This is a genomic window from Pantoea rwandensis (assembly GCF_002095475.1).
Classification (GTDB): domain Bacteria; phylum Pseudomonadota; class Gammaproteobacteria; order Enterobacterales; family Enterobacteriaceae; genus Pantoea; species Pantoea rwandensis.
In genome coordinates this window covers 84,685-108,605 of record NZ_MLFR01000004.1, presented here as the reverse complement: position 1 = coordinate 108,605, position 23,921 = coordinate 84,685, and the positions used below count along the sequence as shown (strand labels likewise).

Here is a 23,921-nt window from a genome sequence, read left to right as displayed (position 1 = left end):
GAATAATGACCCTAATGAATTACAATTATAAAACCATCATAAGGGTCTTCATCGTGTTACTTCTGATAAACCTTACGTAGATCAGCTATGGTCTTCAGATAAGAGTTTTGGAATTTCTCAGTTGTACTTTCATCATAGAAAATGTCATTTGATTTATTAAAGCCAACAACATAATAATCATTACCATAATGATCTGAAGCTTCAATGGTATAAATAACAGCGAGTTTGGCGTTTTCATCATCTTTCTTTGATATCAAACCAACTGATTCAACTTTGTGACACCCCACAGTTTCCCAGTCGCCCTGTCCAATTGTTGGCATAAATTGGTCAATTTTCTTACCATCTTTACTCCAACCAACAAAACACACAGGCTGAACTTCTCTTACCCACCCCTTACCTTGTATAAGGGTGCCTAGCACTTTACCATTATTTAAAACAGTAAATGTTTGACTTTTATCCAGTTCAATTCTACTCAAACCATGATGTTCAGCTTCAGTAATGATGGTTTTATCAAATTCTGTAGACTTCGGTTGAGACAGTGAGACAGATGCTAATGCCAAGGGGCTAAACATCATTAAGGCCAAAGCTGAATAAGAAAAAAACTTTTTCATAGATTCCTCAATCATTGATGCAACGCATAATCATAATTTCTAGATAATTTAACATCATAATTGTTCTTTTTGTAGTCTTTACCATTATAGTACCTGGCAAAGCTTGCCCAATTTTTAGTGCGGATAGCGTTTAAAAGCGTTGGTGTATGAGATACGTGATTCACAAAGGCATACACTTGCCCAGAAATGGTGTTCATTCCTTGAACAAAAGCCTCAATATTTGCATAACCTGAGGTCGAATAATTGCTACCCATAATCTGGAAAGCCCCCCATGAAGCCGATTGAAGTGCGGCAGACCTATCTAAAGCAATCGCTTTATTCAATTTGTCATATTGTTCACTGAATTTACCGTAGTGTTCATATGGTTTACCAGATATGTCAGGGTGACTTTTATCGTACTTTTGATCTGTCAATTTGCTGAAATAGTGCCTTTCATACAAGATCGTTGGCCTGCCAGATGCATCAAAGGGACTTTGTTTTGTTTCTGACATAACAACAGCTTTGATAGCGGCGGGTTCGCAGTTCAAAGCTTTTGCCATGCTTACATACATTTCGTCTGTTACCTGGGAAGCAGTGGTATCCAGACTGATATTAACATTCTTTGTAGGTACAATATTTCCATGCAATCGACGCATGGTTGGTCCATGTGGCGAGATAATTCCATCCGGATTACTCAGCTTAACAACTTTCTCTTGGAATATTTTAATTTTGGTAATAGTTTTTTCGCCAATGTAGCCATCAACTTTGAGTTCATCACTGGATGAAGTGATATCTTTGTTTTCATTTAACAATAATTGAACGGTCTTAACATCACGATGTTTATTTGGCTGTCTAACACCAACTCCTTGACTTATTCTTATTGTACTCATGTAAATTCCCTTTAAAGTCAATTTAAGTGAATGATAATGCGCCCCTAACGGGGCGCATTATATTAAGCTTCTTTATTGCTCTTTATATCCCAACCAGCGCTACTTTCTGCACCTTTTCCACCAGAAGTGCTCTGCTCCCAGTATTGTTGTTTAACTTTTGCTGCCTGGAAAGCGTAGGAAATACCAACGGTATCTCCATTATCAGAACCTGTGTATTGCACAGAAGTGACTAATACATCTTCCAGAGTAATGCGGGTGTATTCTACTTGTTGACCGCCTGCTTTACACACAGACACTTCAACTTTAGTAACATGCTTACCACTTGCGCAAGCCTTCAAAATAGCTGTCGTAGATTTGTCAATTAATGCGGTAATATGTAAGTCATTGAAGTTGACTTTACCCGCACCACCGCCGCCGCCAACAGACATATTACCAGGCTGATTCGCACCCCAGTTAAATGAAGTGATATCGGTCCATCCGGTGTGGTTTGAATCTTTTGATTCGCCAGTTACACCGTCAACTTTTAAAAACATATCAATAGCCATAATTATCTTCTCTTGCTTGATTTACGTTTTGCTTTAAAGAAAGCATCGTTATGGCAAACAGGAAAGCATGGGGCTGAATAAAACAGTCCATATTTTACCTCTGCCTCGGTTTCTGAATAACGCTACAGGTGATATCCAGAGGGTGTTTTTATTGCCACATCTCCTGCGGCAATAAAAAGTCGTGAATCCATTTACGTAATATTGTAAATACAGTTAATAAACTCGTTTAAAAAAATTCAATATTAGCTTTCATTCGATTTCAGTGATGGCAATTTGGATACCAGTCGCAATGAAACCGTTAACCCTTCCAATTGATAGTGCGGACGCAGGAAGAACTTCGCAGCGTAGTAGCCAGGGTTATCTTCTTGCTCTTCCACGCTAACTTCAGCGGCGGCCAGAGGTTTACGGGATTTGGTTTCCTGCGATGAGTTAGCTGGATCGCCATCGACGTAGTTCATGACCCAATCATTTAACCAGCGCTCCATCTCGTCACGCTCGCGGAAGGAGCCGATCTTGTCGCGCACGATGCACTTCAAGTAGTGCGCGAAACGGCAGCAGGCGAACAGGTAAGGCAAACGCGCGGCCAGACGTGCATTTGCCGTTGCATCAGGGTCATGATATTCGGTTGGCTTTTGCAGCGACTGGGCACCGATAAAGGCCGCGAAATCAGAGTTCTTACGATGCACCAGCGGCATAAAGCCATTTTTGGCGAGTTCGGCTTCACGACGATCGCTGATAGCGATCTCGGTTGGGCACTTCATATCCACGCCGCCGTCATCGCTTGGGAATGTGTGGCAGGGCAAATCTTCTACCGCACCGCCAGACTCCACACCGCGAATCGCCGTACACCAGCCGTACTCTTTAAAGGAGCGGTTAATGTTGGCTGCCATGGCGTATGCCGCGTTGCTCCAGCTGTAGTTGTTGTGATCGGAACCGTCGGTCTGCTCTTCAAAATCGAAGCTATCGACCGGGTTAGTGCGAATACCATAAGGCAGACGGGCAAGGAATCGCGGCATTACCAATCCAAGGTAGCGTGCATCTTCTGATTCACGCAGGCTGCGCCATGCCGCGTATTCCGTGTTCTGAAAGATCTTGGTCAAGTCGCGTGGATTTGCCAGCTCCTGCCAGGACTCCATCTGCATCACCGTCGGTGCTGTACCAGTAATGAACGGGCAGTGTGCTGCGGCACCAATACGCGCCATTTCACCCAACAGTTCAACATCTTGTGGACCGTGGTCGAAGTAATAATCGCCCACCAGGCAGCCAAACGGCTCACCACCAAACTGGCCGTATTCCTGCTCATAGATTTTCTTGAACAGTGGGCTTTGATCCCAGCCTGCGCCCTTAAAGCGCTTCAGGCTACGACTCAATTCCTGCTTGGAGATGCTCATAAAGCGAATTTTCAGCATCTCATCTGTTTCAGTGTTATTCACCAGATAATTCAGGCCGCGCCATGCGCTCTCAACCTGCTGAAAATCCTGATGATGAATGATTTGATTAACCTGCTGGGACAGCTTTTCATCGATCTCAGCAATCAGATCCTGGATGGTGCGATACGCATCGTTAGAGACGGTGACCGTGTTCTCCAGCGCCTGATGCGCCAGCGTTTTCACCGCGTTCTCGACGGCTTCACGTGCCTGATCGCTGGTTGGACGAAACTCTTTGTTAAGCAGTGCGCTGAACTCATCCTGAGAAAAGCTAACAGCCCCCTGCGGTTGCTGCTGTTGAGATGTTTCGCTCATTATTGCTCCTCCTTACCGTCTGATGCTTCGCTCTGCTTAGGCAGATGGGTTAAGGCTTGCAACAGCGTAGGATCCTGCAGAATCTTACCAATCAGTTCTTCCGCACCGTTTTTACCGTCCATGTAGGTCAGCAAATTGGCCAACTGCGTGCGCGCTTCCAGTAACTTGCTTAGCGGCTCAACGTTACGGGCGATGGCATCAGGTGAAAAGTCATCCATGCTCTCAAAGGTCAAATCAATATTGAGCTTGCCCTCACCATTCAGCGTGTTATCCACCTGGAATGCAGCGCGGGGTTTTAGCGCTTTCATGCGTTCATCGAAGTTATCGATGTCGATTTCAAGGAATTTACGTTCGTCGACGCTCGGCTGCGGCTCCAGGGGCTTACCCACCAGATCGGCCAATACCCCCATCACAAACGGCAGCTGGATTTTGCGTTCCGCGCCATAAATTTCCACGTCATATTCGATCTGCACGCGGGGCGCGCGATTGCGAGCAATAAACTTCTGCCCACTGGATTTCGTAGGTGCCATGGTTTTCTCCATAAAATTGCGCGGGTAACGGCTCGCAGGAGGCGCGCAGGTCTCGCTGCGTATAGAAGTGGACGGAGGCTTAGTCGCGACGTCCGAAGATGTTTTCTAACTGATTGACGCCATCCGGCGCGAGATCGCGGATGATGTCCATAAAATCGAGTTCGATCAGCCTTTGCACACGGTCAATCATTAAGGGTGCGGGATGGCTAGGTTCGTGTTGCGAGAAATACTGCTTTACCTTTTCCAGCATCAGTTGTGCATCAGCCCGTGAGGTCAGCTGTACGCTGCGCCAGTCAGCCTGGGGTCGTACCGCAACGGGTGTCGCTGCGGGCGCGGAATCCATCGTTTGCGCCACGGCAACTGCGGGCTGCAACGCCCGGAGGTCGGTTGCCTGGCAGCGCTCAGCAACTATCGCAATCTGTTTACGCAACTGAATCAGTTCCGGGACAGCAGAATCATCTAACCTTTCCGCCAGGGTTTCACAGATTGTTTGTAAACGCTCACTTATCTGGATGACGGCTTCTGCTCCGGGCTGATCGGCACGGGTTAGCTCATCGGTGAGGCGCGATAAACCACCGGGGTACTCAGCCACCTCCGTTTTACTACCATCGCACAGCGCTGCCGCATCTCGCAGCGTGATGCCGTCAGAAGCGTTACGCAGAAGCCAAGATTGGCGCACCGCCGCGCTTAAGGCAGATTTATCACCCAGCAGCGCAACGGCATTGATACGATAGAAAGGATCGGCCTCGCCAAACTCCTCCAGCCTGGGCCACAGGGGTTCCCAATAAAGCAGCAAAGATTGTTCAATCAGTTTCAGGCCCTGCGCATATCCCGGCAGGCCTTTTAACTGCGTCCACGCGTGAGTGAGTGCTAACATCACTCGCAGGTCTTTACTGCGGCCTAGTAAATCGATGGCAAGCTTCTCGACCTTATTCCAGTCAGCCGGCTCGGCGGGAATGATGGTGGTGCCAAATTGCTGCTCTGCTTTGCCAGCACTGGCTTGTTCCATCGCCTGAAAATCTGCGTGATATTCCAGGTTATCGCCGCAAGGGTTATCGCTGCTGACCGGAGACAGTAAGGCATCAAGATTGATCGTCATGCGGTATCACCTCAGGATTCAAACATCGGGGGATAAAGTCCATTTCGTCCAGGTTTGGCGCCACCTGCAGGATCAAACAGCAGTGAAAACAGCTGAGCGGTAAAGTTGCCGCTGTGTACCTGGGTATAAAGCGGGAAGCCGTCACTTTGATTTGTCCACCAAAAGCTGGTGTAAAACTGCGGATCAAAGCTTTCACCCGGCAGTTTCCAGTTCAATGTAGAGGCGTGCTCACCGGTGCCGATGACATCGAGAATATCCGAAGGCTCATCGCCGACTAACGGCTGCTGTGGCTGCGGAATGCTGAGCAGCGCCTGATCCAATTGTTCTGGCGTACCGCCGTTCTGCACCACTCGCAGTAAGGTGTTCCCCACCTGCTGATACCATTCCCCGGAGCGCGTCAGTAAAGCGGGCGTCCACTCCGTGGGCGTAAAGTGGCGCAAAGCACACAGCGGATAGTGACGACCAACGCTGTCACGTGCGGCAATCAGACATCCCATTTGAATCAACTGGCTCCCCAACATTGGCGGAACGACAAAATTCCACACGGGCGCTTTGAGAAAAGCACGCGACGGTGCGTTATGGCTCTCTTCGTTGTTTTGCCAGTGATGAAGCCCGACCTGAAACCAGTTGGACCATTGCCGATAAAGCACATCGGGGAAGCGGCGCTTCACAAAGTCACCAGCACTGGGCAATTTGCCGTACCAGCCGGGGGCGGCGTAATGAGTCATTTTCAGGTCCTGTTTCAGGGGCAGCTAAAGCCGGTAAGCTGGAACGGATTTCGGATACTGCCAGGCGTAAATGACAGCGTGACCTGGTGGCCATCGATATTGAAACTGGCTTCGCGCGTTAAGCCTCCCACAGAGGTCAATCGGGCGCGATCAAAGAAGCGATTCAGTGCCCAAGGGCCGCTGGTTACCAGCGTCGAGGTCGTACCGTTGGTTAAACCCAGCTGCATACGTACCTGGCTGGTACCGCCCGGCCCCGGCCAGTTCACCATCTGCACCGCTTGCGGGCCATGGCTGTAACGCAGAATTTGCCCGTCCACATCCAGCGTCAGGTTAAGGATGTCGTTGTCCATCTTCACGGTACGCATCGTGACGCGGAATGAAGGCGTGGTTGCGCCATTGGTAAAGAACGCATCCCGAATAGACTGCGCCTGCTGGAATGGACGCAGCAGCGCTTCGCCACCTGGCAAGCTTTTGCCATCAATGCCCGGCGTGAAGCGCCAGGATGCGTTAGTGGTATCCACTTTGCTGGCCAGGTTTTCGCGGAAGAAGCTATCCATTAACCCGCTGCCTGGGGCAAACATCCGGGCCAAATCATCTGGCGTCACTTCACTGCGAGCACTGCGTACCAGCGGGTAGCGCCCCCCAATGGCTTGGCGGCAGAAGCTGCCGACTTCCATATTGATACGCTTACGCACGTTATCCATGTCACGACGCTGCGCATCACTGCTGGCTCCAACCGCCATGCTGGATACCATGTTTTGTAACGATCCTGGCAATCGTCCAGCACTGGCTTGCAGTCGGCTGATCGCATCGCTGGCAGGCGGTGGCATGCCACTGTTGGCAGCATCCTGCACGGCAGTGAGATAACGGTAGAGGTCGTCGATCTGATGCAGGAAGTCATCCACCGCTAGCACTTTGCTGCCCTGCTGCAACGGCTGCGCCAGCTCCAGAATCGGGGCAAAATGGGTCGCGACTGCCGTTTCAGGAGCCTGCTGTAATGCCCCTTGTCCTTGCGCTGCATTCGCCCGAGAGCCACTGAATAAGTTTTCCAGCGCGCGCGTCGCACTGTTGCCTGATGGTGCAGCCGGCGTTGATTTTGCTTTGTCGTCGACCGCTGGCGTCAGCGTCAGTAGCGTTGAAAGTTTGATGATCATCTGACGCAGCGGTGAATGCGCGCCTGATAACAAGCGGGCACTGTTAATACGCTGCGCCAGGTCTGCGCTGTTATTGAGCTGGATATCGCTGAGGAATTGTTCCCACTGGCGGATATAGTCCTGCACATAGAGCTGACGTACCGCTAAATCAACCTGCTGGCTGCTCACTGGATTGGTCGCGCTATCCAGCACCCACACATCATCCTGATACAACGCTTGCGTCACGGGAGCGATTTGCTTATCCACGTGCTGCCAGTAGCCCTCTGGCGTAAAGAGTCCCGGCACACCTTCATTGACTGATTTGCCACTTTTACGCGAGAAGACCAGTTCACTTTGAGGGCCGCCCAAGGCCGCGAGCGTGACAGGTTGCAGCGAGCCATCATGCTGTAGCAGGCGCTTCAGCCGTCCGTAGACGCGCTGTGATAGCGGCATTTGATTAATAAGCGCCTGCTCGCGCTTTACCAGCGCATCATCCTTAGCATACGGAGAAGACTGAATCTGCGTTTCCAGCAGCTGGCGCAGGTGCCCGGCGAGTTGCTCAACCTCCTGTTGCGTAACACTTTGTGGCAGCTCACGTGCAATGTTCAGCATCAGCCATGCCTGAAGGAATTTGCCGTCGTAATGCTTCGGCTGATAAAGCATCTGATACGCTTTAAGCGCTTCGTAGCTGTAGTCAGCATCACTGCCATTATCATTGCGCAGCCAGCGAGTGATGTTTTGCGCCACTTGGGGTAGCAGCAGTTGCTTCAACGCTTTGTCATACAGCGTTTGCGTTGCATCACTGACTTCAGTACCGCGATACAATCCCATGCGGCGGGTTAAAGGGGGATCCTGTAGCGAGAACTCGGCACTCTCAGGCAGATGTAGCAAGGTATTGAGGTAAGGCACCAAGGCAAACAAATCGCCGCTGCCTTGATTTTGCAACTGCTGGCCCAACTGCTCAACCTGCGGGGTTTTGCTCGCCATCTCCTGAAGATAGGATTTGTTTTTGTTGAAACTGGTCAGCCATAGCGCACACGCGATTAACACCAACACCAGCAATGCCAGATACCCTGACCATAGCCCTGCACGGTTTCGTAGCTCCCACCAGCGGTTGCTACCGGCTAATCCTGACTCCTGGAAAATCACATTTTCCAGCACACCTTTAAGGAAGAAACTTTGCCCCTTATTCGGTGGAATTGGCGCCTCTTTATCAACCTGGTCCCAACGATCAGACTCCCCTTCCCGTTGGCCTGGCAAATGTAAGGCGCGCGTCAATTCACCCATGACACGGTCAAACGGCAATCCTTCTTGGGTACCACTGGCGAAGTAGATACCGCGTGGGGAGAATTGGGTTTCAAAATCCGAACGGGCAAACAGCGTATCGAGCGCCTCTGCCAGCACCGGACGTAATGCGGCAAATTCCTGTGGGAACAGATAGCTTTCAGCGCGCGCCTGCGCATCACTCTCGGCTAAAAGCGTATCCGCCAGCCCCGCATCCAGCCGCTGTTGCAGCAGCGAATACTCCTGTTGAAACTGAGTGTTGAGTTCGAAATCCGCAGTGGACGATTGTGCCCAAGGGAAGGTAAAGCCCCAGATTTGCTCACGCTGCGCTTTATCCAGCGCACCAAAGTAGCTACGAAAGCCTTTGAGCAAATCCGTTTTCGTGACTAACACATAGACCGGAAAGCGAATGCCGAGACGGTCATGCAACTCCATCAGGCGCTGACGCAGCGCAATAGCTTGATTTTGCAATGCTTCTGTTGATTGGGTCATGAGATCGGACACGCTTAACGTGACAATGACACCATTGATCGGCTGACGGCCACGATACTGACGCAATAGCCCAAGAAAATGGTGCCATTCGCTGGCATCACGCTCCTGTTGGCTCTCTTGTGTACTGTAGCGGCCTGCGGTATCCAACAGCACCGCTTCGTTGGTAAACCACCAATCACAGTCACGCGTACCGCCAATTCCACGCAACGCGGCTTTACCAAACTTATCTGCGAGCGGAAATTGCAGACCTGAATTCACCAGCGCGGTGGTTTTACCCGCACCTGGTGCACCAATGATCATGTACCAAGGCAATTGATAGAGGTATTGATGGCTAAAGCGTTGTGCCCAGAAGGGAGCACTTTTACTGCTATGGCGCTGGAAATGCGCCTTTTTCAGCATGTCGGTGGCTTCAGAAAAACGACTTGCCAGAACCTGCTCTTCATTCGTCAGGCGTTTGCGATCCTGGTCAGGCATATCTGTCTTGGAAGTTTCAAGACTCGACATCAATTTGCGGTTTAACCAGAAGTTGTATAATCGAGGAATCGCCTGGCTCAGTCCCCACACTAGATACAGCAGCGCAATACTGATCATGCGATTCTGTTCTGGTTCTAATGGACGCGAATCAACAATCGAAAAGACTGGGCCAATCACCCAAATGATAAAGGAGAGCGCGGTGATACCGACAAAGCCCCAAGCGAGTCGGCTGGTTAACACCGCAAATAGCATATTCAGCATGGATCAGTTCCCTCTCGCCAAGCCGTTGATTTCAGACTGTGTTGCATCCGGTGCGACCAACAGCGTGATCTCTACACGGCGGTTTCGGGCACGATTCTCAGCGCTGGTATTGGGCACCAGCGGATGGCTTTCCCCGCGCCCTTCAGCTTTTACGCGTGCAGGTTGTGCCAGCTGTTGTTGCAGCAGGGTTTGTACCGACTGCGCACGGGCCAGCGAAAGTTCATAGTTGGATGCAAAACGCGCGCTGCGGATGGGCACGTTATCGCTGTAGCCAATCACCAGAATCTTCCCACTGACGTTGTTCATTGCTGCTGCAATACGCTGGATCACCGCCTCATAGCGGCCACGCACCTCCGTAGACGCAGAGGTAAACAGGCCATCGCCTTTTAGTGTCACCACGCTTTGATCGGCCTCATCTCGTACGGCGACCAGGCCAGCATCAATTTCTGGCTTGAGGAAAGCTTTAAGATTTAGCGAGGCAGGCGGCGGCGGTGCAGGATTGCGAATTTGTACTTCCGGTAACGACGTCTGATAGATGTTCGCCAGACAGGTGAGGTGTAGTCACCTAAACGCCAGTTAAGGATGATGTAGAACAGGCAGGCAGCGAATCCGGCAACTGCGGCACAGGCCCACAATGGGATCATGGGGCGCCAAAGCTTACGCAACACGGGCTGATCGGTAGGGTGCGGAGAGAATGCCGCCGCGTAACTGCCACGCACGCTTTTGATCATCTGCAGCAAGCGCTGTTTAATGGTTTCCAGCTGTGAGCGACCGTTATCCAGCACGCGATAGCGCCCTTCAAAACCCAGTACCAGGCAAAAATAGATCAACTCCAGCATTAATATATGCTGCCGCGGATTTTGCGACAGCTTAGCCAGCAGTTGGAAAAACTTTTCGCCGCCCCAGGTTTCATTATGAAACGTCACGAGCAGGCCATTACTGGTCCAGACACCACGGCTCCCCCAAGGTGTCAGCGCTGCGGCTTCATCTAGCGCCGTACACAGACAATAGCGAGCCCCGACGATGACTTCGTAGCTCAGCCCAGACTGTTGGCAGCTCAATTCAAAGCGGCGAATTTGGTCGATTAGCTGCTGACGCAAACGCGCGGGATCGTCATGGGATACCGAGTGACGAATTTGAGGGATGGCATTGATCAGCGGATTGGCAGCGGCCACCAGAACGTTTTGGTGGCTTACATCACTGTTAGGTTTCTGTTGTTCCTGCATCATGCTGCGTGCTCAGTTTTGATTATTCTGACTGACTGCGAACGGCCCAAAACTCCATGTTCAGGCCCGGAAAATCACCGGCAAGGTGGAGGGCGAACGCACCGGAGCGCTCCATCTCCTGCCACAACTCACTGTTTTTATCGAGTTCGAAGTAGCTGTAACCCGCGTGCCAAGGGATTTGCGGTGGCGCACCAGGCATAGCTTTAAGCGCTAACCCAGGTAGTTGCAGCTGAACCAAATCGCGGATCTTGGTGACCGGTGCCACTTTCATCTGCGCGGGGAAATGGGTTTTTAATGTCTCTGCGGGGATACTGGCTTTAACCGCCAGTACAAAGCCGAACTCGTGGACCATACTACTTTCCGGCACGGTAGCCACATTGAGTCCATGGGAACGTTGCGTCAGCGGTAGCTGAATCGCACTCTCCTCCATGACCTGCGACAACCCTTGACGAAGCATCAGCGTGAGGCGGCTGAAACAGCCCTGCAGATCATCATGATCGTAAAGGGGCAAGGCATCGGGCGTGCGCGAGGGCATCCACGTACTGAGTTCTGCGGCAAGTTGCAGCCAATGGCTATAGAGCACTTCAGGATGCAATTGTGGAAGATGTTGTAAATGCGCATGCAGGCCAAGCTGACGATTCAGCAATGCCAACAACATGAAATCAACCATGTCGGCGCTGTTCAAACGGCCAGAACTCGGTGCGCGCTGCCCTAATAACTGGCTACGCTGCGTCAGTAACCCATTCACATCATTGAGCATACTTTGAAGTGGGCGGCTAGCGGTGAGCGTCAGCATCGGCGGGATGTAGTGGCTGTCGAGCTGGAGCTGGTTATCACTGCGCTTTTCAATCACCTGCGCCACGCCCATGGCCGTCCATTCCGCAGTGAGATCCTGCTCCAGCATGAGCCGTAAGCGCAATTTGCCAAATTGTACGGTCGCCGCGCCCACCGCCATCGCATTATCATCTTCCACTTCAGCTTCCCAGGCCAGATAGCGCGCCAGAGAATCCTGAGTATCCTGAAAAGCGACGGACTCCTGACCGTTACGTCGTGCAGGGATGGCTAATACCACTTTGGCGCGATCGACATGACTGGCAAGCGCCAGGGGTGCCGGGCCATGCTGCGGCTGGCTAAATGAGAAAAAGGTGCCGTCGGGTAAACACCCGCTGGCTGCACTGAGTGCCAGCTTGCCTTGACGCAGCAGTGCTTCGTCAAACTCAAGGTCAAAAAATCCCCACGTATAGGCGCGCTGCGACTGTCCCCAATCACGCAAAGTATTGTGGAGATAGTTTTCTGATTGCTGGAAATGGTGTGGTCGCAGAAACATTCCCTCAGTCCAGACCACTTTTTCGGCTCTGTTCATACTCATCCTTTACTGCTTAACCAAGCGAAGACCATTGACGTCTGCAACAATGCGAGCATTCAATTCGCCGTCGTTACTTTTCCAGAACTGCCAGAAAGCGCTGTTCTCACCATCAGGGAAGGGCAGCGCAAGGCGCCAGACTTTTCCATCCAGTGCCTGATACTCCGCCATCACGCCGATATAACGCGCTTCTGGCAGGCTTTTGGCACTCAACGTTTTACTGAGCTGACCCGACATCAGGAAGAATTGCTGGTTATTGAGCAACGTACTGCCCAGCGCCGTGGCGGGCTGATTCTGCAGCGAATAAAAATCCGCGGACATGAACTCCGCATCCGAGGTGAGTAACATCACCCGCACTTTCAGTGGCGCCCCTGCGTTAATCTGGGGATGTGCCTGGAAATTCAGGTTAAAACGCGCCACCTTAGTCGGTTCGCTACTGCTACATGCCACCAACGTCATGACCAGCAGCAACCAAAATCCTTGCTTTATTCGCCTCATGGCCATCAATCAGCCCTCCCTGCTCAGCCGATTAATTGATGATCCACGTGCCGCTATTGGTGTTCTGGCAGGCTTTGCTATCACCATCGACAGAGACACAGGTTTTTTTCTTGCTGGCTACACGTGCGCGACGTTTTGGCTGATCGGCTTTGATGGTTTGGTCATACAGCTCGCTTTTCACTACAGCGCGGAAAGGAACGTAGCCAATCAATTGATTTGGCTTGGTGGTTTGTTCCGTCGCCTTTTTGTCTTCCGCCTGAGGTTCATCCCCTTGCGGGATTTCGCCTAATGCCAGCCAGTTGTTTTCCACCTGTCCGATGACGGTATAGGTTTCACCACTCTGCAGTGTACTGACGACTTTGCCGCTGAAATCCGGGCGAGTCATGACCGAGGCAGGATAGAGCGCGCGATACGTTTCATTGACAGGACTAAATTGCGCCGGAGGTTGGACAGCGAAGCGGTGTGTAAACGTCACACCTTCCACAGTGCTGCTGACCATCGTGTCATCCGTCATCTTTGGTGGTGCCTTACAGCCCACCACAGCAAAAACAAACATCAAGCCCAGTGCGATACGAAGATTCACCATTTTGTTCATGTTTAGTTCCATCGATGCTTAAAAAATGGCCAACGGCCGGTTGTGAGCATGGCGAACTGAAGATGCAAGGAGTCAAAAATCACACTTCAGTGCCAGTTTAAAAAATAACCGCACTCACCGCGCGGTAAGACTACCGCAGGGAAAGTTAAATATTGATCAGTTTGCATAAAGTATTTTTAGCGCGACAAAATTGATAAAAAAGTCGGCAAAGAGATGCCATTACGTTACAGATTGATCAGAAATATGATCGGATCTTTGTAAGCGAAACGGTAAAGAACGATAATTACGTCTTCCTCTTATGACATCCATAGTCAGAAAATCATCATGCCTGATGAGACTAAATCATTGACTGCAACTTCGGGGACAAAAGCATTGCAAGATAAGTTTAATGGGGTGCAATGAATTTATTGTATGCATATCAATAAGATATGAATTGATGATAGCAACATAGCTACCGCACGAGCGTGGTAAAACCATCCCGTTGGCGTAAAAACAATCAATCCATTGACAAGCTGAGCTGAAGTTTACATAACCCTGACAAAATTACAACGCAGCTGTAGTAGAGAAAATTAACTTTAGCAAATCTTAATAAATATGCTTATCGCAAATTAGAACATTTTTTGTTCGAAAAGCTAAGAATAACCTTAGTAAACGTTTAATTGTATGAATGGATGTTAACAAGAGGAAAGATTTGTCTCTTTTTACTATTAAAAATAGTCATCATTCAGATGGATCTGATTTTTACCTCAAAATCAGAAACGCGAAGAAAGCAGGGTCGTGTAGCGAAATAAACCAAGAGGATGGGAAATAGCGATAAAAAAACCAGACTCACTGTAGAAGCCTGGTTTTTTTACTTTCTAAACGGGAGTTGAAATTGTTAAGAGATAAGAATGGATTCAAGCTCAGCCAAGGTTTTGACCTGCCAGGTGGGGATAATATTTTCTGGCAACGGACGCGTGCCATGATCGATCCAGCAGGTTTTCACTCCCGCATTTATCCCGCCCAGAATGTCGGATTCAGGCGTATCACCCACCATCAACACGCGGCGGCGATCCGGGTTGCCAAGCAATGCCAGCGTATGATCGAAAATCGCCACATCCGGCTTTGGCACCCCCACTTGTTCGGAGATCACCAGCTCGTCAAAGAAGTCACGGAACCCCGTGCGCTCCAGACGCGCCTGCTGCAAAGCGGTGAAGCCGTTGGTGATGATGGCGATCTTCACTTGACCCTTCAGCGCGTTGAGCAACTCAGCTGCGCCGTCGAGTGGCAGACAAATGTCGGCCATCGCGCTGAGGAAATCGCTGTTGAGAACTTCTGGCGCAACGCTAAGCTTCTCACCCCATAAGGTGAAACGGCGCGTTTGCAACTGCAAGGCTGAGATGGTGCCGTTCTGGTAATCTACCCACAATGGTTTGTTAACAGCTTGATAATCAGCGTAATCTTGATCGCTAAAATGCACGTCATAGCTGGCAAACATGCGCTGCAAACCGGCATAGGCGTCAAAATGGAAAAGTGTGTCATCCGCATCAAACAGGATGCAGTCCCAGTCATTTAACATAGTGTCCCTTCTTACAGAGTTAGCGCCATGATGATGGCATCTTCACGCCCGTTGGCAGTGGGATAGTAGTTAGGCCGTACGCTGACCTGATGGAAATCGAGCTGTTCATAAAGAGCAATTGCCGGGTGGTTGGAAGCACGCACTTCCAGCCACAACGTCATCACGTCACGCGTTTCCAGTTCAGCAATCAAATGCTGCAATAACTGGCGTGCGTAACCTCGACGCTGAAAGTCGGGATCAATCGCAATGTTGAACAGCGATGCTTCATCCAATACCACTTGGGTAATGGCGAATCCCGCCAGCTTACCCTCGGTTTCCAAGCGAAGATTAACAAAACGTTCGCCTTGGTTGCTGTTGAAGGTCTGCTCGCTCCAGGGAAAGGCATGCGCCCGGCGCTCAATTGCCAGCAGTTGCGGCTGGTCTTCAGGGGTGACTAAAGAGATGGCTGTCATGGTTACACATCTGTTGCCACAGGGCGCGTTTGGCTGCGCCGCTGCTGATCAATTCGTTGAAAACGGCAGTGTTGAAGGTGATGCCGTTAAAGGGATATTCGCTCGTTACGCCCATCAGCCAGCCGGCACAATCGACCTGCTCAGGGAGCATAGGCAGTTGTTCTGGCGTCAGCGTCATGACTTGCGCAGGCTGAATATTCAGCGCGTGCAGCACATCGCGAATTAAGGGTTCCTGCAGCGTCGGCGCATGTTCAGCCACCATGACCAGACGTGTGCCGGGCAAAAGCGTGACGGCAATTTCGCCCTGCAATACGCGTGGACGCCGCAATTGATACTGCGTAATCCCTATTTGCTGTAGAAGCCAGTCGCGCCTTGTGCTCATGCTATTACCCGTTATGCTGCCAGAATGCGACGCTATGCTAGCAAACCCATCGAACATGCGCCAACAAAGCACTATAATCCCCGCTCTGATTTAACAGGAGCGTTCCATGTCTGCTTTTACCCCGGCCAGCGAAGTCATTCTGCGCCACAGTGATGAATTTACCGCCCGCAATGTGCTGTTTGCTGGTGACCTGCAGGATGACCTGCCCGCCCAGCTAGAAACCGCTTCAACGCGTGTACATACTCAGCAATACCATCACTGGCAGAACCTGAGCCGTCGCCTCGGTGAACGTGCGGTGTACAGCATGGTGGCAACGGCTGCCGATGTTGAAGGCTGCGATACGCTGGTTTACTACTGGACGAAGAACAAGCCGGAAGCGCAATACCAGTTGCAGAACCTGCTGTCTCTGCTGCCCGTTGGCTGCGACATTTTTGTCATCGGTGAGAACCGTGCTGGCGTGCGTAGCGCAGAAGGCATGCTGGAAGATTGGGCAAAGCTGGAAAAAGTCGACAGTGCGCGTCGTTGCGGGCTCTATCATGGTCGTCTGGATACGCAGCCAACCTTTGATGCCAGCAACTACGGCAACACTTACATGATCGAACACCTCACCATTCACACGCTGCCGGGTGTATTCAGCCGCGATGGGCTGGATATTGGTAGCGATCTGCTGCTCTCCACGCTGGAGCCGCACTTCCGTGGCAAAGTACTGGATATCGGCTGTGGTAGCGGCGTGCTCGCCACCGTGATGGCACAGATCTCCCCACGCATACGTTTGTGGCTGTGTGATGTGCATGCGGCAGCCATCGAAGCCAGTAAACTGACGCTGGCCGCCAACGAACTGGAAGGTGAAGTGTTCGCCAGTAACGTCTTCTCAGATGTCACCGGTCGTTTTGATATGATCATCTCTAACCCACCGTTCCATGATGGCTTGCAAACCAGTCTGGATGCGGCAAACACGCTGATCCGCGGGGCACTCAAGCATCTGAACAGCGGCGGCGAACTGCGTATCGTGGCGAACGCCTTCTTGCCTTATCCGCAGATTCTCGATGAAACCTTCGGCAACCACGAAGTGCTGGCACAGACTGGACGTTTCAAAGTGTACCGTGCGGTATACGGTCGCGGTGCCAAAGCGCGTAAGTGACGGATTTTTCGCCGCGCGGCGGTGAAAGCGTTGTTTTTTTCAGCAATCGTTTTATCGTCGCGAAATATCTGTTGACGCATTGAGTAAAATCTCTAAAATGCGCCTCCGTGGTTAGTAATACTGAAAGGTATTACACGGTACGCGATGGTGGCGGAATTGGTAGACGCGCTAGCTTCAGGTGTTAGTGTTCTTACGGACGTGAGGGTTCAAGTCCCTCCCTTCGCACCACGTTGTCTTACCTTCCTGGCAGTAAAATCCCCAAATCTAGCAATTTGAAAATATCACGCACTTGGCGTGATGTTGTCGTTTCTGCCGTTTAGCAAACCGCATTAAACAATATGGAAGTTCACTGTAATTGCTGCGGCACCGCCCGCGAGTGCCAGGCATGAAGGGAGCAGCAGATAGTGACGCAGCCGATGATGGAACAACATCACAATGGTGAGCAACAGCGCGACTATCATCACCACACGCCATTGGCTAAAACTCGGTTCCCACAGCGCAAAGATCGGCAATGCCGCGCAGGGAAGTAACACCCCCCAGCCGCTGTCCAGGCGCTTACCCATCATCCAGCTCACGCCCCATAAGCCGCAGGCAGCCATCATCGCCATGATCATCGCGCAACCCTCAAATGATAAATATTCGTATTATCATATGACAATATTTCTCATCTTGCAGCGAATTTTTTCTTATAAGTCACGCCGGATGACAGATTTACTCAAAAATGCTAGATTGCCGCCGATAACTATTTTGAAAACACAACAATAACGTGCTCACTATCCGGTTTAGGGGATTAATTCCCTCGGGTAGCGCTTTGATATTTCAGGGCTGTCACGAGTAATAATAATGAAATTACAATCTTATGATGAGTTGAAACACAGCAAATATCGGCTCTCGCTGATGCTCTTTTTGTTTTTAAATGTCGCCGTTTCGCTTTTTTGTCTGTTACCGTTTTTAGGTACAGATAGCCCGGTAAGATCGCTACCCGTGGGGTTGGTCGCGGCTTTTAGCCTGACTTTGCTCACCCTTTGTTTAGTCATGCCTAAACAAAAATTCCCGCTATTAAATCCTGTCGCGCTGATATTAGGTGCACTATGGGCATGGCATATAAACCACAGATACCATCTGGTTTTCTATTTCGATGGCAGCTTTTTAATAATCAGCCTGTTAAGCGTATTCTTTATCAGTGCTATTGCGCTAAGTGATTATTTGATTGCATTCTGTTTACACATCACGCCCCCCGTATTAACCGTACTGTTATTAGATGATGGGCAGCATTTAATGATGATTATATTCACCATTACCCTGCCTTTAATCGGTTTTTCTCTGCATCATTTAATGCGCCGTCGCTTTGATTCCTTTACGCGTCGTTTAGTGAGTCAACTGTATGAAGAAAAAGAGAGTTTCAGTGATTTAAGTATGCTCGATCCGCTAACCGGTTTGTATAACCGACGCGGGTTGAAAAACCGACTGGATAACATTCTGGAAAACCATGCGGGCAGCCATTATGTGCTGCTGCTCGATATCGATCACTTCAAGGCTTACAACGACAATTACGGCCATGCGATGGGCGATCAGGCGCTGGCCCGTGTCTCAGTGGCGATTCGTGATGCAGTACGTTCACGCGATGTTGTGACACGCTATGGCGGTGAAGAGTTTCTGGTGCTGATGACGAACGTCAACGCCTCGATTGCCATGAAACTCGCCGAGCGCATTCGTCAATATGTGGTGGATTTGGAGATTCCGCATCGCTTTAATGAAAAAGTTTCCACCCACGTTACCATCAGCGCCGGTATCGCGCCGATTTTTGCTGAAGATTTCGATCAGGCCGTTTCAAACGCAGACCGCGCACTGTATGTGGCGAAAAATCAGGGACGTAATACCATTCTGGCGTGGGAAGATTTACCGAAATTGACGCAGGTGAGTAACGATTTGATTTGAGGTGATCTTGTCCAGAAAGACAGTAACGATTATCATTTTCTCCTCGATTCCCGTTATCACTCAGGACCGGCATGCCCATCATCACGCGTCAGGATCATCGCTGTAGCGAGCATCCCCTGATCTTTATACAGAGCGATCGCAACTTAGCGAGCGCGCTGGAAGATCTGATGCGTGATCAACGCAGTTATATGCTGGACAACGTCAAGCTGGGGCAATCCGCCCCTGCAGGCACGTTGACGCTGGCTGAGTGGTCAACACCCGTTCATTACCGCCGTCTGACGCAGCATTACAGCGACTACCTCTACCGCAATCACCCTGATGCACAGCAGGAAGCCAAGCCGCTACAATCGCTGTGGGCACAGTGGTATTTTGGTTTATTGTTGCCTCCGCTGATGCTGATGCTGTTACAAGAACCCCGAGCGCTGAAATGCACACCGCCGCTGATTCATGTGGAATTCCATGAAAATGGTCACCCTTGCGCCTTCTGGATTGATGTGCAGGAAGATGAAGAAGCACGCTATCTCAGTGCCCAGCAACGCATCGATCGCTTGATCCAGCAATGCCTGATTCCTGCTGTGAATGGCATGACGCAGCACGGCGATATCAACGCAAAACTCATCTGGAACAATATGGGCTTTTCGTTTTACTGGTTCCTCGGTGAGTTAAAAAGCCAGCTATCTGAAGCCCTTGTCGCACAGTTGGAGCAGGCGCTGTTCTTTACCCTAACCCTGCTGGATGGCAGCGATAATCCCCTGTATCGCACCATGATCCCGCGTAACGGTGAGATGGAACGACGCAGCTGCTGCCAGCGTTACCGTATCCCGGATGTTGAACGCTGCGGTAACTGCACGTTAAAAGTGGTGTAACCCTCGCGCATTCTGTTACAGATTCTCTTTTTATCTCGTTTACACTTTTCCGCCCTTATGGCAGCTTTTACTCTCTGTTTTTGACGGAGAAAAAAATGAGCCTGGAATCGGTACAACACTTCTTTGCCGAACATGCACCGGATATCGATATCATCGAGATGCCAGAAAGCACCGCCACGGTAGAACTGGCCGCACGCGTTCATGGCGTGGTGCCGGGACAAATCGCCAAGACGCTGTCGTTAAAAGTAAAAGATGCCATTGTGCTGATTGTCACGCGTGGTGATGCCCGCCTCGACAACCGCAAGCTGAAAGCCACACTGGGGGCCAAAGCACGCATGCTAAGCGTGGATGAAGTGGTGAACTGGACCGGTCATCCGGTCGGTGGCGTCTGTCCGTTTGGGTTAGAAAATCCACTGACCGTCTATTGTGATGTCACACTGCGTAGCTTTGATGAAGTTTTACCGGCGGCGGGGTCGATTCACAGCGCGGTACGCATTTCGCCGCAGCGGATGGCAGATCTCACTGCAGCGAAATGGGTCGATGTTTGCGAAACGCTTTAACGTTCCTGACGGGCGACAGTACCGGAGATCTCAATGCCACGCGTCTCCCGACCAAAAGCCACAAACACGCAAATGAGCACCGCCACTGTACCCGCGACAATCGCCATTCCTAGTCCATAGTTGCCGCCGTGCGCCTCAGCAATACGAGCCTGCAAGGTGGCATTGACTGAGGCAATCAAATTCCCCAGCTGATAGACAAAGCCCGGCAGCACGGCGCGAGCATTCGCAGGCACCAGTTCGGTCAAATACGTTGGCACGACGCCCCACGCGCCTTGCACCATAAACTGCATCAGGAATGCGCCAATCCCAATCATCCAGGATCCGCTTGAAAACGCCCACAATGGCAATACCGGCAGTGCAAGGAAGGACGCCAGTATAATCGCTTTCTTACGGCCAATACGCTCTGACAACGCACCAAAGGTGATACCGCCGAGCATCGCCGCAATATTGTAGCTGATGGCGATAATGCTCACGGTGTGCGGATCAAACTGATGTTGCACTTTCAGGAAGGTGGGATAGAGATCCTGGGTACCATGGCTAAAGAAGTTAAAGCAGGCCATCAGCAGCACCATATAGATACAGAGCTTCCAGTGCTGACGGATAATCGGCAGCAGTGCCGTGCTCTCTTTACGTTCGCGCGCGGCCAACCACACCGGTGATTCCGGTACTTTGAAGTAAATAAACGGCAGCAACAGAATCGGCAATGCCCCAATCAGGAACATACCGCGCCAACCGACCGTTTCGAAAAACAGTCCAAAGATAATCGATGCCAGCAGATAGCCGCACGGATAACCCGCCTGAAAGATGCCAGACATCAGACCGCGCGAGCGATCAGGGATGGTTTCCAGCGCCAGTGACGATGCCACACCCCAGATACCGCCCATCGCGACACCGTAGATCACGCGGAACGCCAGGAATGCGGTGAAATTGGGTGACCACGCAGAGAGCAGCTCAAATAATGAGAACATCACGATATTGAGCATCAAAATCGGCCGGCGGCCATATTTTTCGGCCAAACGACCAAAGATTAATGCGCCGATCGGTCGAACCGCCAGCGTAAGCATAATGGCAATAGAAACATCGGAGACGCTGGTGTTGAAATACTGGGCAAGATCGCTGAGTACAAACACCAGAATAAAGAAGTCGAACGCATCCAACGTCCAGCTAGCGAAACTGGCAAAAGCCACGTTTCGCTGGGTCGCAGTCCAGTTAAACATAGGGGTATCCTGTCTGATTATTTCCGGTTCATTGACCGAAATTTATTGGAACGTTATCCAGCGAATGATTTCACTGGTTATTATTGTGTTAACCATTTGTATATAGCATGTCAGAAAGGCAGGCTGCGGCAGGGAATTGTCAGGGAGTAATTCGGCTTGTAAGCAGGCGTGTCGGGGGTTAGAGCAATGCACCGCAGGGCTGCGGCGCAATGTTTTGTGCCAAGATTAAACGGCGAGAGAGGTCAATTTACGGAATAAATCCCGCCGCCGCTGAACATCCTTTCATCAGCGCTGCATCCCATTAAACGCTTTTTCAATCATCTCCAGCAGCAATGCGTTGTTCACCGTTTGCATCACATGCACCAGCGCACCAGCCTGCTGGGGGACACCGATATCCAAACGCAGTGGCGTGCGATAACGCCAGCTTTTACCCCGTGTTGCACCGGCACGCAGTTCAATATCGACAAAGTAGTCTACTCCATCGGCTACGCGCTGATTCAGTAACCAGGCAATGACCAATGCATCATGGATCCAACAGCCCGGCAAATGGCGGGTGCGAATGGAGTAATCAATCCATGGGCGCAGGGTTTCACGCACAAACTGAGGCAAAGGATGATCGTTGGCGGTGAGACGATTGAGATCCTGGTGTGTCATGAGCGTCTGCGTCGTGGCATCCATTGGCACCAGCGTGATGGTCGCACCGCTGTGCAGCACCTGATGCGCGGCCTCAGGGTCGAGGCCAAAGTTGGTGTCTTTGATGTAATCATCCAGTGAAAACACCCCGCCCATGATCACAATCTCTGCCACGGATTCAGCCATCTGCGGATAACGCTGCAACGCCTGTGCGACGTTGGTCAACGGACCGATCGCAACCAGAGTAAACTCACCGGGGTTATCGCAAATCAGCTGCCCCATCACGCCTGCTGCATCATTGCCATCGGCCGCCAGCATCTGTGGCTGACGCACCCCACGCCACAGCTCCCCTAGTTTTTCATCCTGAACCCCATCAAGCCGTGCACGCCACGGTGCAGGATCTTCCCGCAGCGCCTGCAATGCACCCTGTACCACGGGAATATTCAGGCCGAGACGCTGTAGCAGGTCCTTGGCAACACGCGCACCTAACGCGCTGGGCGTATTGCCGGTGACGGTTGTAATAAGCTCAACCGACAACGATGGCGAAGCAACGCCAATGCCAGCGCAAGGCCGTCATCTGTATTGGCACCGGCAATGCCATTCCCTGGATCACAATCAATAATCAGTCTTTTCATATCATTATAAGTTTATTTTAGTGGAGTAAGCTGGCAGCCACAGGACTCACCGATTTCGAGATAGTGAGGGAATTCCGCCAGTTGCGCGTCGCCATCCCAATTTTTCAGCATGGCTATAGCGCTGCGTGCCATTTCACGCAGCGGTTGACGTACGGTGGTCAACGTTGGGACATGAAACGCCGACTGATCAGTACCGTTGAAACACACCAGCGCAACATCATGCGGCACGCGCAATCCATGCTCTGAGAGTGCGCGAATGCAGCCAATCGCCTGGCCTTCATTACTGGTAAACAGCGCACGCGGAACGCGTCCGCTGGCAATCATCTGTTTAGCGGCGTCATAGCCGCCTTGCCGCGTATAGCTGGCTGGAAAAATCTGGGCTTCATCAATCTGTAAGCCTGCTTCTGCCATGGCTTCGCGCCAGCCCTGAATACGATCCTGGGCGTTAAGCATATCCAGCGGACCACTGATCATGCCCACCTGCTGATAGCCGTGGCTAAGGAGATGCGCCGTCACCTGTCGCGAGGCTTCACGTTCATTAACGCGCAACATACTGACGCCGGGACGCGGCTCTACGCGATCCAGCATCACAAAGGGGGTTCCACTGGCCTGAATCACATCAATATAGGGATGGCGATCGACGCTGTTATAAAACAGGCCATCAACCTGACGATTTAATAACCCCTGAATCAGTTCCAGTTCACGTTTGCGATCATCCCCGGCATCGCCCAGCAACATGACGTGACCGTGGTTAAGCGACTCCTGCAACAGCACATGCGCCATTGAGGCAACGAAGGGGTTGCTGATGTTTGGCACCACTAAACCAAAGGTTTTGGTGCTGCCGGAGGCTAGCGCACGCGCCACGGCATTGGGCCGATAGCCCGTTTGTTTTATCGCCTCCAGTACGCGCTGGCGCGTAGCTTCTGCCACCGGACGCGGACCGTTGTTTATGACGTAACTCACCACCGCCACTGAGGTTCCGGCGACTTTTGCCACATCACTGCGTGTCACATTCCCGCTTGGAGATTTCGCCAATGCTCTTGCCTCTGCATAAATGCTATTGGCCGGAACCCCGGCCAATAGCAACGT

Annotated in this window: 21 protein-coding genes, 1 tRNA gene and 2 pseudogenes; 5 read left to right on the top strand and 19 right to left on the bottom strand. The window is 51.3% G+C overall.

Annotated features, from left to right (window positions below; all coding sequences use genetic code 11):
• Positions 1 to 56 precede the first annotated feature (56 nt).
• The 15 genes and pseudogenes from HA51_RS06920 to HA51_RS06850 form a co-directional block, all read right to left on the bottom strand.
• Complete coding sequence (locus HA51_RS06920; RefSeq protein WP_084933646.1) at positions 57 to 611, bottom strand: hypothetical protein; 555 nt, start codon at positions 609 to 611, stop codon at positions 57 to 59.
• 11 nt (positions 612 to 622) lie between these two features.
• Positions 623 to 1,480, bottom strand: a complete 858-nt coding sequence (locus tag HA51_RS06915) for an N-acetylmuramidase domain-containing protein (protein WP_084933644.1) — start codon at positions 1,478 to 1,480, stop codon at positions 623 to 625.
• 62 nt (positions 1,481 to 1,542) lie between these two features.
• Positions 1,543 to 2,025, bottom strand: a complete 483-nt coding sequence (locus tag HA51_RS06910; protein ID WP_084933641.1) for an Hcp family type VI secretion system effector — start codon at positions 2,023 to 2,025, stop codon at positions 1,543 to 1,545.
• 242 nt (positions 2,026 to 2,267) lie between these two features.
• Positions 2,268 to 3,767 carry a type VI secretion system contractile sheath large subunit gene (tssC, locus tag HA51_RS06905; RefSeq protein ID WP_084933638.1) on the bottom strand — a complete coding sequence of 500 codons (1,500 nt, stop codon included), beginning with the start codon at positions 3,765 to 3,767 and terminating at the stop codon, positions 2,268 to 2,270.
• Positions 3,767 to 4,297, bottom strand: a complete 531-nt coding sequence (gene tssB, locus HA51_RS06900; protein ID WP_084933636.1) for a type VI secretion system contractile sheath small subunit — start codon at positions 4,295 to 4,297, stop codon at positions 3,767 to 3,769. Before tssB ends, tssC begins: the two co-directional genes overlap by 1 nt.
• A 79-nt stretch (positions 4,298 to 4,376) precedes the next feature.
• Positions 4,377 to 5,396 carry a type VI secretion system protein TssA gene (gene tssA / locus HA51_RS06895; protein ID WP_084933633.1) on the bottom strand — a complete coding sequence of 340 codons (1,020 nt, stop codon included), beginning with the start codon at positions 5,394 to 5,396 and terminating at the stop codon, positions 4,377 to 4,379.
• An 11-nt stretch (positions 5,397 to 5,407) separates the two neighbouring features.
• Positions 5,408 to 6,124 carry a type VI secretion system-associated protein TagF gene (tagF, locus tag HA51_RS06890; RefSeq protein ID WP_084933630.1) on the bottom strand — a complete coding sequence of 239 codons (717 nt, stop codon included), beginning with the start codon at positions 6,122 to 6,124 and terminating at the stop codon, positions 5,408 to 5,410.
• 14 nt (positions 6,125 to 6,138) lie between these two features.
• Entirely contained in the window at positions 6,139 to 9,768 is a 3,630-nt protein-coding gene (tssM, locus tag HA51_RS06885) for a type VI secretion system membrane subunit TssM (protein ID WP_084933627.1), read from the bottom strand.
• Between the two features lie 3 nt (positions 9,769 to 9,771).
• A pseudogene (locus tag HA51_RS06880) lies at positions 9,772 to 10,997 on the bottom strand (DotU family type VI secretion system protein).
• A gap of 19 nt (positions 10,998 to 11,016) precedes the next feature.
• Entirely contained in the window at positions 11,017 to 12,357 is a 1,341-nt protein-coding gene (gene tssK / locus HA51_RS06875; protein WP_084933624.1) for a type VI secretion system baseplate subunit TssK, read from the bottom strand.
• Positions 12,358 to 12,366: 9 nt separating this feature from the next.
• Positions 12,367 to 12,861, bottom strand: a complete 495-nt coding sequence (gene tssJ / locus HA51_RS06870) for a type VI secretion system lipoprotein TssJ (protein WP_211282913.1) — start codon at positions 12,859 to 12,861, stop codon at positions 12,367 to 12,369.
• Positions 12,862 to 12,886: 25 nt separating this feature from the next.
• On the bottom strand, positions 12,887 to 13,462 hold the full coding sequence (locus HA51_RS06865) for an SH3 domain-containing protein (RefSeq protein ID WP_084933619.1): 576 nt from the start codon (positions 13,460 to 13,462) through the stop codon (positions 12,887 to 12,889).
• An 865-nt stretch (positions 13,463 to 14,327) separates the two neighbouring features.
• Positions 14,328 to 15,008: a pyrimidine 5'-nucleotidase gene (yjjG, locus tag HA51_RS06860; protein WP_084933616.1), complete on the bottom strand. Its 681-nt coding sequence runs from the start codon at positions 15,006 to 15,008 to the stop codon at positions 14,328 to 14,330.
• An 11-nt stretch (positions 15,009 to 15,019) separates the two neighbouring features.
• Positions 15,020 to 15,460 (bottom strand): ribosomal protein S18-alanine N-acetyltransferase, encoded by a 441-nt coding sequence (gene rimI, locus HA51_RS06855; RefSeq protein WP_084933613.1) that lies wholly within the window; start codon positions 15,458 to 15,460, stop codon positions 15,020 to 15,022.
• Positions 15,432 to 15,842 (bottom strand): DNA polymerase III subunit psi, encoded by a 411-nt coding sequence (locus tag HA51_RS06850; protein ID WP_084933610.1) that lies wholly within the window; start codon positions 15,840 to 15,842, stop codon positions 15,432 to 15,434. Before HA51_RS06850 ends, rimI begins: the two co-directional genes overlap by 29 nt.
• A 106-nt stretch (positions 15,843 to 15,948) precedes the next feature.
• Between HA51_RS06850 and rsmC the strand changes: the two genes are divergently transcribed.
• Positions 15,949 to 16,983 (top strand): 16S rRNA (guanine(1207)-N(2))-methyltransferase RsmC, encoded by a 1,035-nt coding sequence (rsmC, locus tag HA51_RS06845; protein WP_084933607.1) that lies wholly within the window; start codon positions 15,949 to 15,951, stop codon positions 16,981 to 16,983.
• A gap of 141 nt (positions 16,984 to 17,124) precedes the next feature.
• Positions 17,125 to 17,211, top strand: a tRNA-Leu gene (locus tag HA51_RS06840).
• Between the two features lie 101 nt (positions 17,212 to 17,312).
• On the opposite strand, the gene HA51_RS06835 is transcribed toward HA51_RS06840, so the two are convergent.
• Positions 17,313 to 17,597, bottom strand: a complete 285-nt coding sequence (locus HA51_RS06835) for a DUF1435 domain-containing protein (RefSeq protein WP_084933604.1) — start codon at positions 17,595 to 17,597, stop codon at positions 17,313 to 17,315.
• A 229-nt stretch (positions 17,598 to 17,826) separates the two neighbouring features.
• Between HA51_RS06835 and HA51_RS06830 the strand changes: the two genes are divergently transcribed.
• The 3 genes from HA51_RS06830 (at position 17,827) to HA51_RS06820 (ending at position 20,347) form a co-directional block, all read left to right on the top strand.
• Positions 17,827 to 18,921, top strand: a complete 1,095-nt coding sequence (locus HA51_RS06830) for a GGDEF domain-containing protein (protein WP_084933601.1) — start codon at positions 17,827 to 17,829, stop codon at positions 18,919 to 18,921.
• A gap of 71 nt (positions 18,922 to 18,992) precedes the next feature.
• The gene (fhuF, locus tag HA51_RS06825) at positions 18,993 to 19,787 is read left to right on the top strand and encodes a siderophore-iron reductase FhuF (RefSeq protein WP_084933599.1); all 795 of its coding nucleotides are present in this window, start codon (positions 18,993 to 18,995) and stop codon (positions 19,785 to 19,787) included.
• Positions 19,788 to 19,882: 95 nt separating this feature from the next.
• A complete protein-coding gene (locus tag HA51_RS06820; RefSeq protein ID WP_084933597.1) occupies positions 19,883 to 20,347 on the top strand; it encodes a YbaK/EbsC family protein in 465 nt (154 codons plus the stop codon).
• Here HA51_RS06820 and HA51_RS06815 read toward each other — a convergent pair.
• From HA51_RS06815 to HA51_RS06805, 3 genes and pseudogenes are all read right to left on the bottom strand, one after another.
• Complete coding sequence (locus HA51_RS06815; RefSeq protein WP_084933594.1) at positions 20,344 to 21,564, bottom strand: MFS transporter; 1,221 nt, start codon at positions 21,562 to 21,564, stop codon at positions 20,344 to 20,346. The two genes, HA51_RS06820 and HA51_RS06815, sit on opposite strands and share 4 nt — an antisense overlap.
• A 285-nt stretch (positions 21,565 to 21,849) precedes the next feature.
• Positions 21,850 to 22,832: pseudogene (locus tag HA51_RS06810) on the bottom strand (nucleoside hydrolase).
• Positions 22,833 to 22,844: 12 nt separating this feature from the next.
• Positions 22,845 to 23,867, bottom strand: a complete 1,023-nt coding sequence (locus HA51_RS06805) for a LacI family DNA-binding transcriptional regulator (protein ID WP_084933591.1) — start codon at positions 23,865 to 23,867, stop codon at positions 22,845 to 22,847.
• Positions 23,868 to 23,921 lie beyond the last annotated feature (54 nt).

Coding starts and splice junctions, on each gene's coding strand:
- HA51_RS06920 (WP_084933646.1), bottom strand. CDS start 611: ATGAAAAAGTTTTTTTCTTATTCAGCTTTGGCCTTAATGATGTTTAGC.
- HA51_RS06915 (WP_084933644.1), bottom strand. CDS start 1,480: ATGAGTACAATAAGAATAAGTCAAGGAGTTGGTGTTAGACAGCCAAAT.
- HA51_RS06910 (WP_084933641.1), bottom strand. CDS start 2,025: ATGGCTATTGATATGTTTTTAAAAGTTGACGGTGTAACTGGCGAATCA.
- tssC (WP_084933638.1), bottom strand. CDS start 3,767: ATGAGCGAAACATCTCAACAGCAGCAACCGCAGGGGGCTGTTAGCTTT.
- tssB (WP_084933636.1), bottom strand. CDS start 4,297: ATGGCACCTACGAAATCCAGTGGGCAGAAGTTTATTGCTCGCAATCGC.
- tssA (WP_084933633.1), bottom strand. CDS start 5,396: ATGACGATCAATCTTGATGCCTTACTGTCTCCGGTCAGCAGCGATAAC.
- tagF (WP_084933630.1), bottom strand. CDS start 6,124: ATGACTCATTACGCCGCCCCCGGCTGGTACGGCAAATTGCCCAGTGCT.
- tssM (WP_084933627.1), bottom strand. CDS start 9,768: ATGCTGAATATGCTATTTGCGGTGTTAACCAGCCGACTCGCTTGGGGC.
- tssK (WP_084933624.1), bottom strand. CDS start 12,357: ATGAACAGAGCCGAAAAAGTGGTCTGGACTGAGGGAATGTTTCTGCGA.
- tssJ (WP_211282913.1), bottom strand. CDS start 12,861: ATGGCCATGAGGCGAATAAAGCAAGGATTTTGGTTGCTGCTGGTCATG.
- HA51_RS06865 (WP_084933619.1), bottom strand. CDS start 13,462: ATGGAACTAAACATGAACAAAATGGTGAATCTTCGTATCGCACTGGGC.
- yjjG (WP_084933616.1), bottom strand. CDS start 15,008: ATGTTAAATGACTGGGACTGCATCCTGTTTGATGCGGATGACACACTT.
- rimI (WP_084933613.1), bottom strand. CDS start 15,460: ATGACAGCCATCTCTTTAGTCACCCCTGAAGACCAGCCGCAACTGCTG.
- HA51_RS06850 (WP_084933610.1), bottom strand. CDS start 15,842: ATGAGCACAAGGCGCGACTGGCTTCTACAGCAAATAGGGATTACGCAG.
- rsmC (WP_084933607.1), top strand. CDS start 15,949: ATGTCTGCTTTTACCCCGGCCAGCGAAGTCATTCTGCGCCACAGTGAT.
- HA51_RS06835 (WP_084933604.1), bottom strand. CDS start 17,597: ATGATCATGGCGATGATGGCTGCCTGCGGCTTATGGGGCGTGAGCTGG.
- HA51_RS06830 (WP_084933601.1), top strand. CDS start 17,827: ATGAAATTACAATCTTATGATGAGTTGAAACACAGCAAATATCGGCTC.
- fhuF (WP_084933599.1), top strand. CDS start 18,993: ATGCCCATCATCACGCGTCAGGATCATCGCTGTAGCGAGCATCCCCTG.
- HA51_RS06820 (WP_084933597.1), top strand. CDS start 19,883: ATGAGCCTGGAATCGGTACAACACTTCTTTGCCGAACATGCACCGGAT.
- HA51_RS06815 (WP_084933594.1), bottom strand. CDS start 21,564: ATGTTTAACTGGACTGCGACCCAGCGAAACGTGGCTTTTGCCAGTTTC.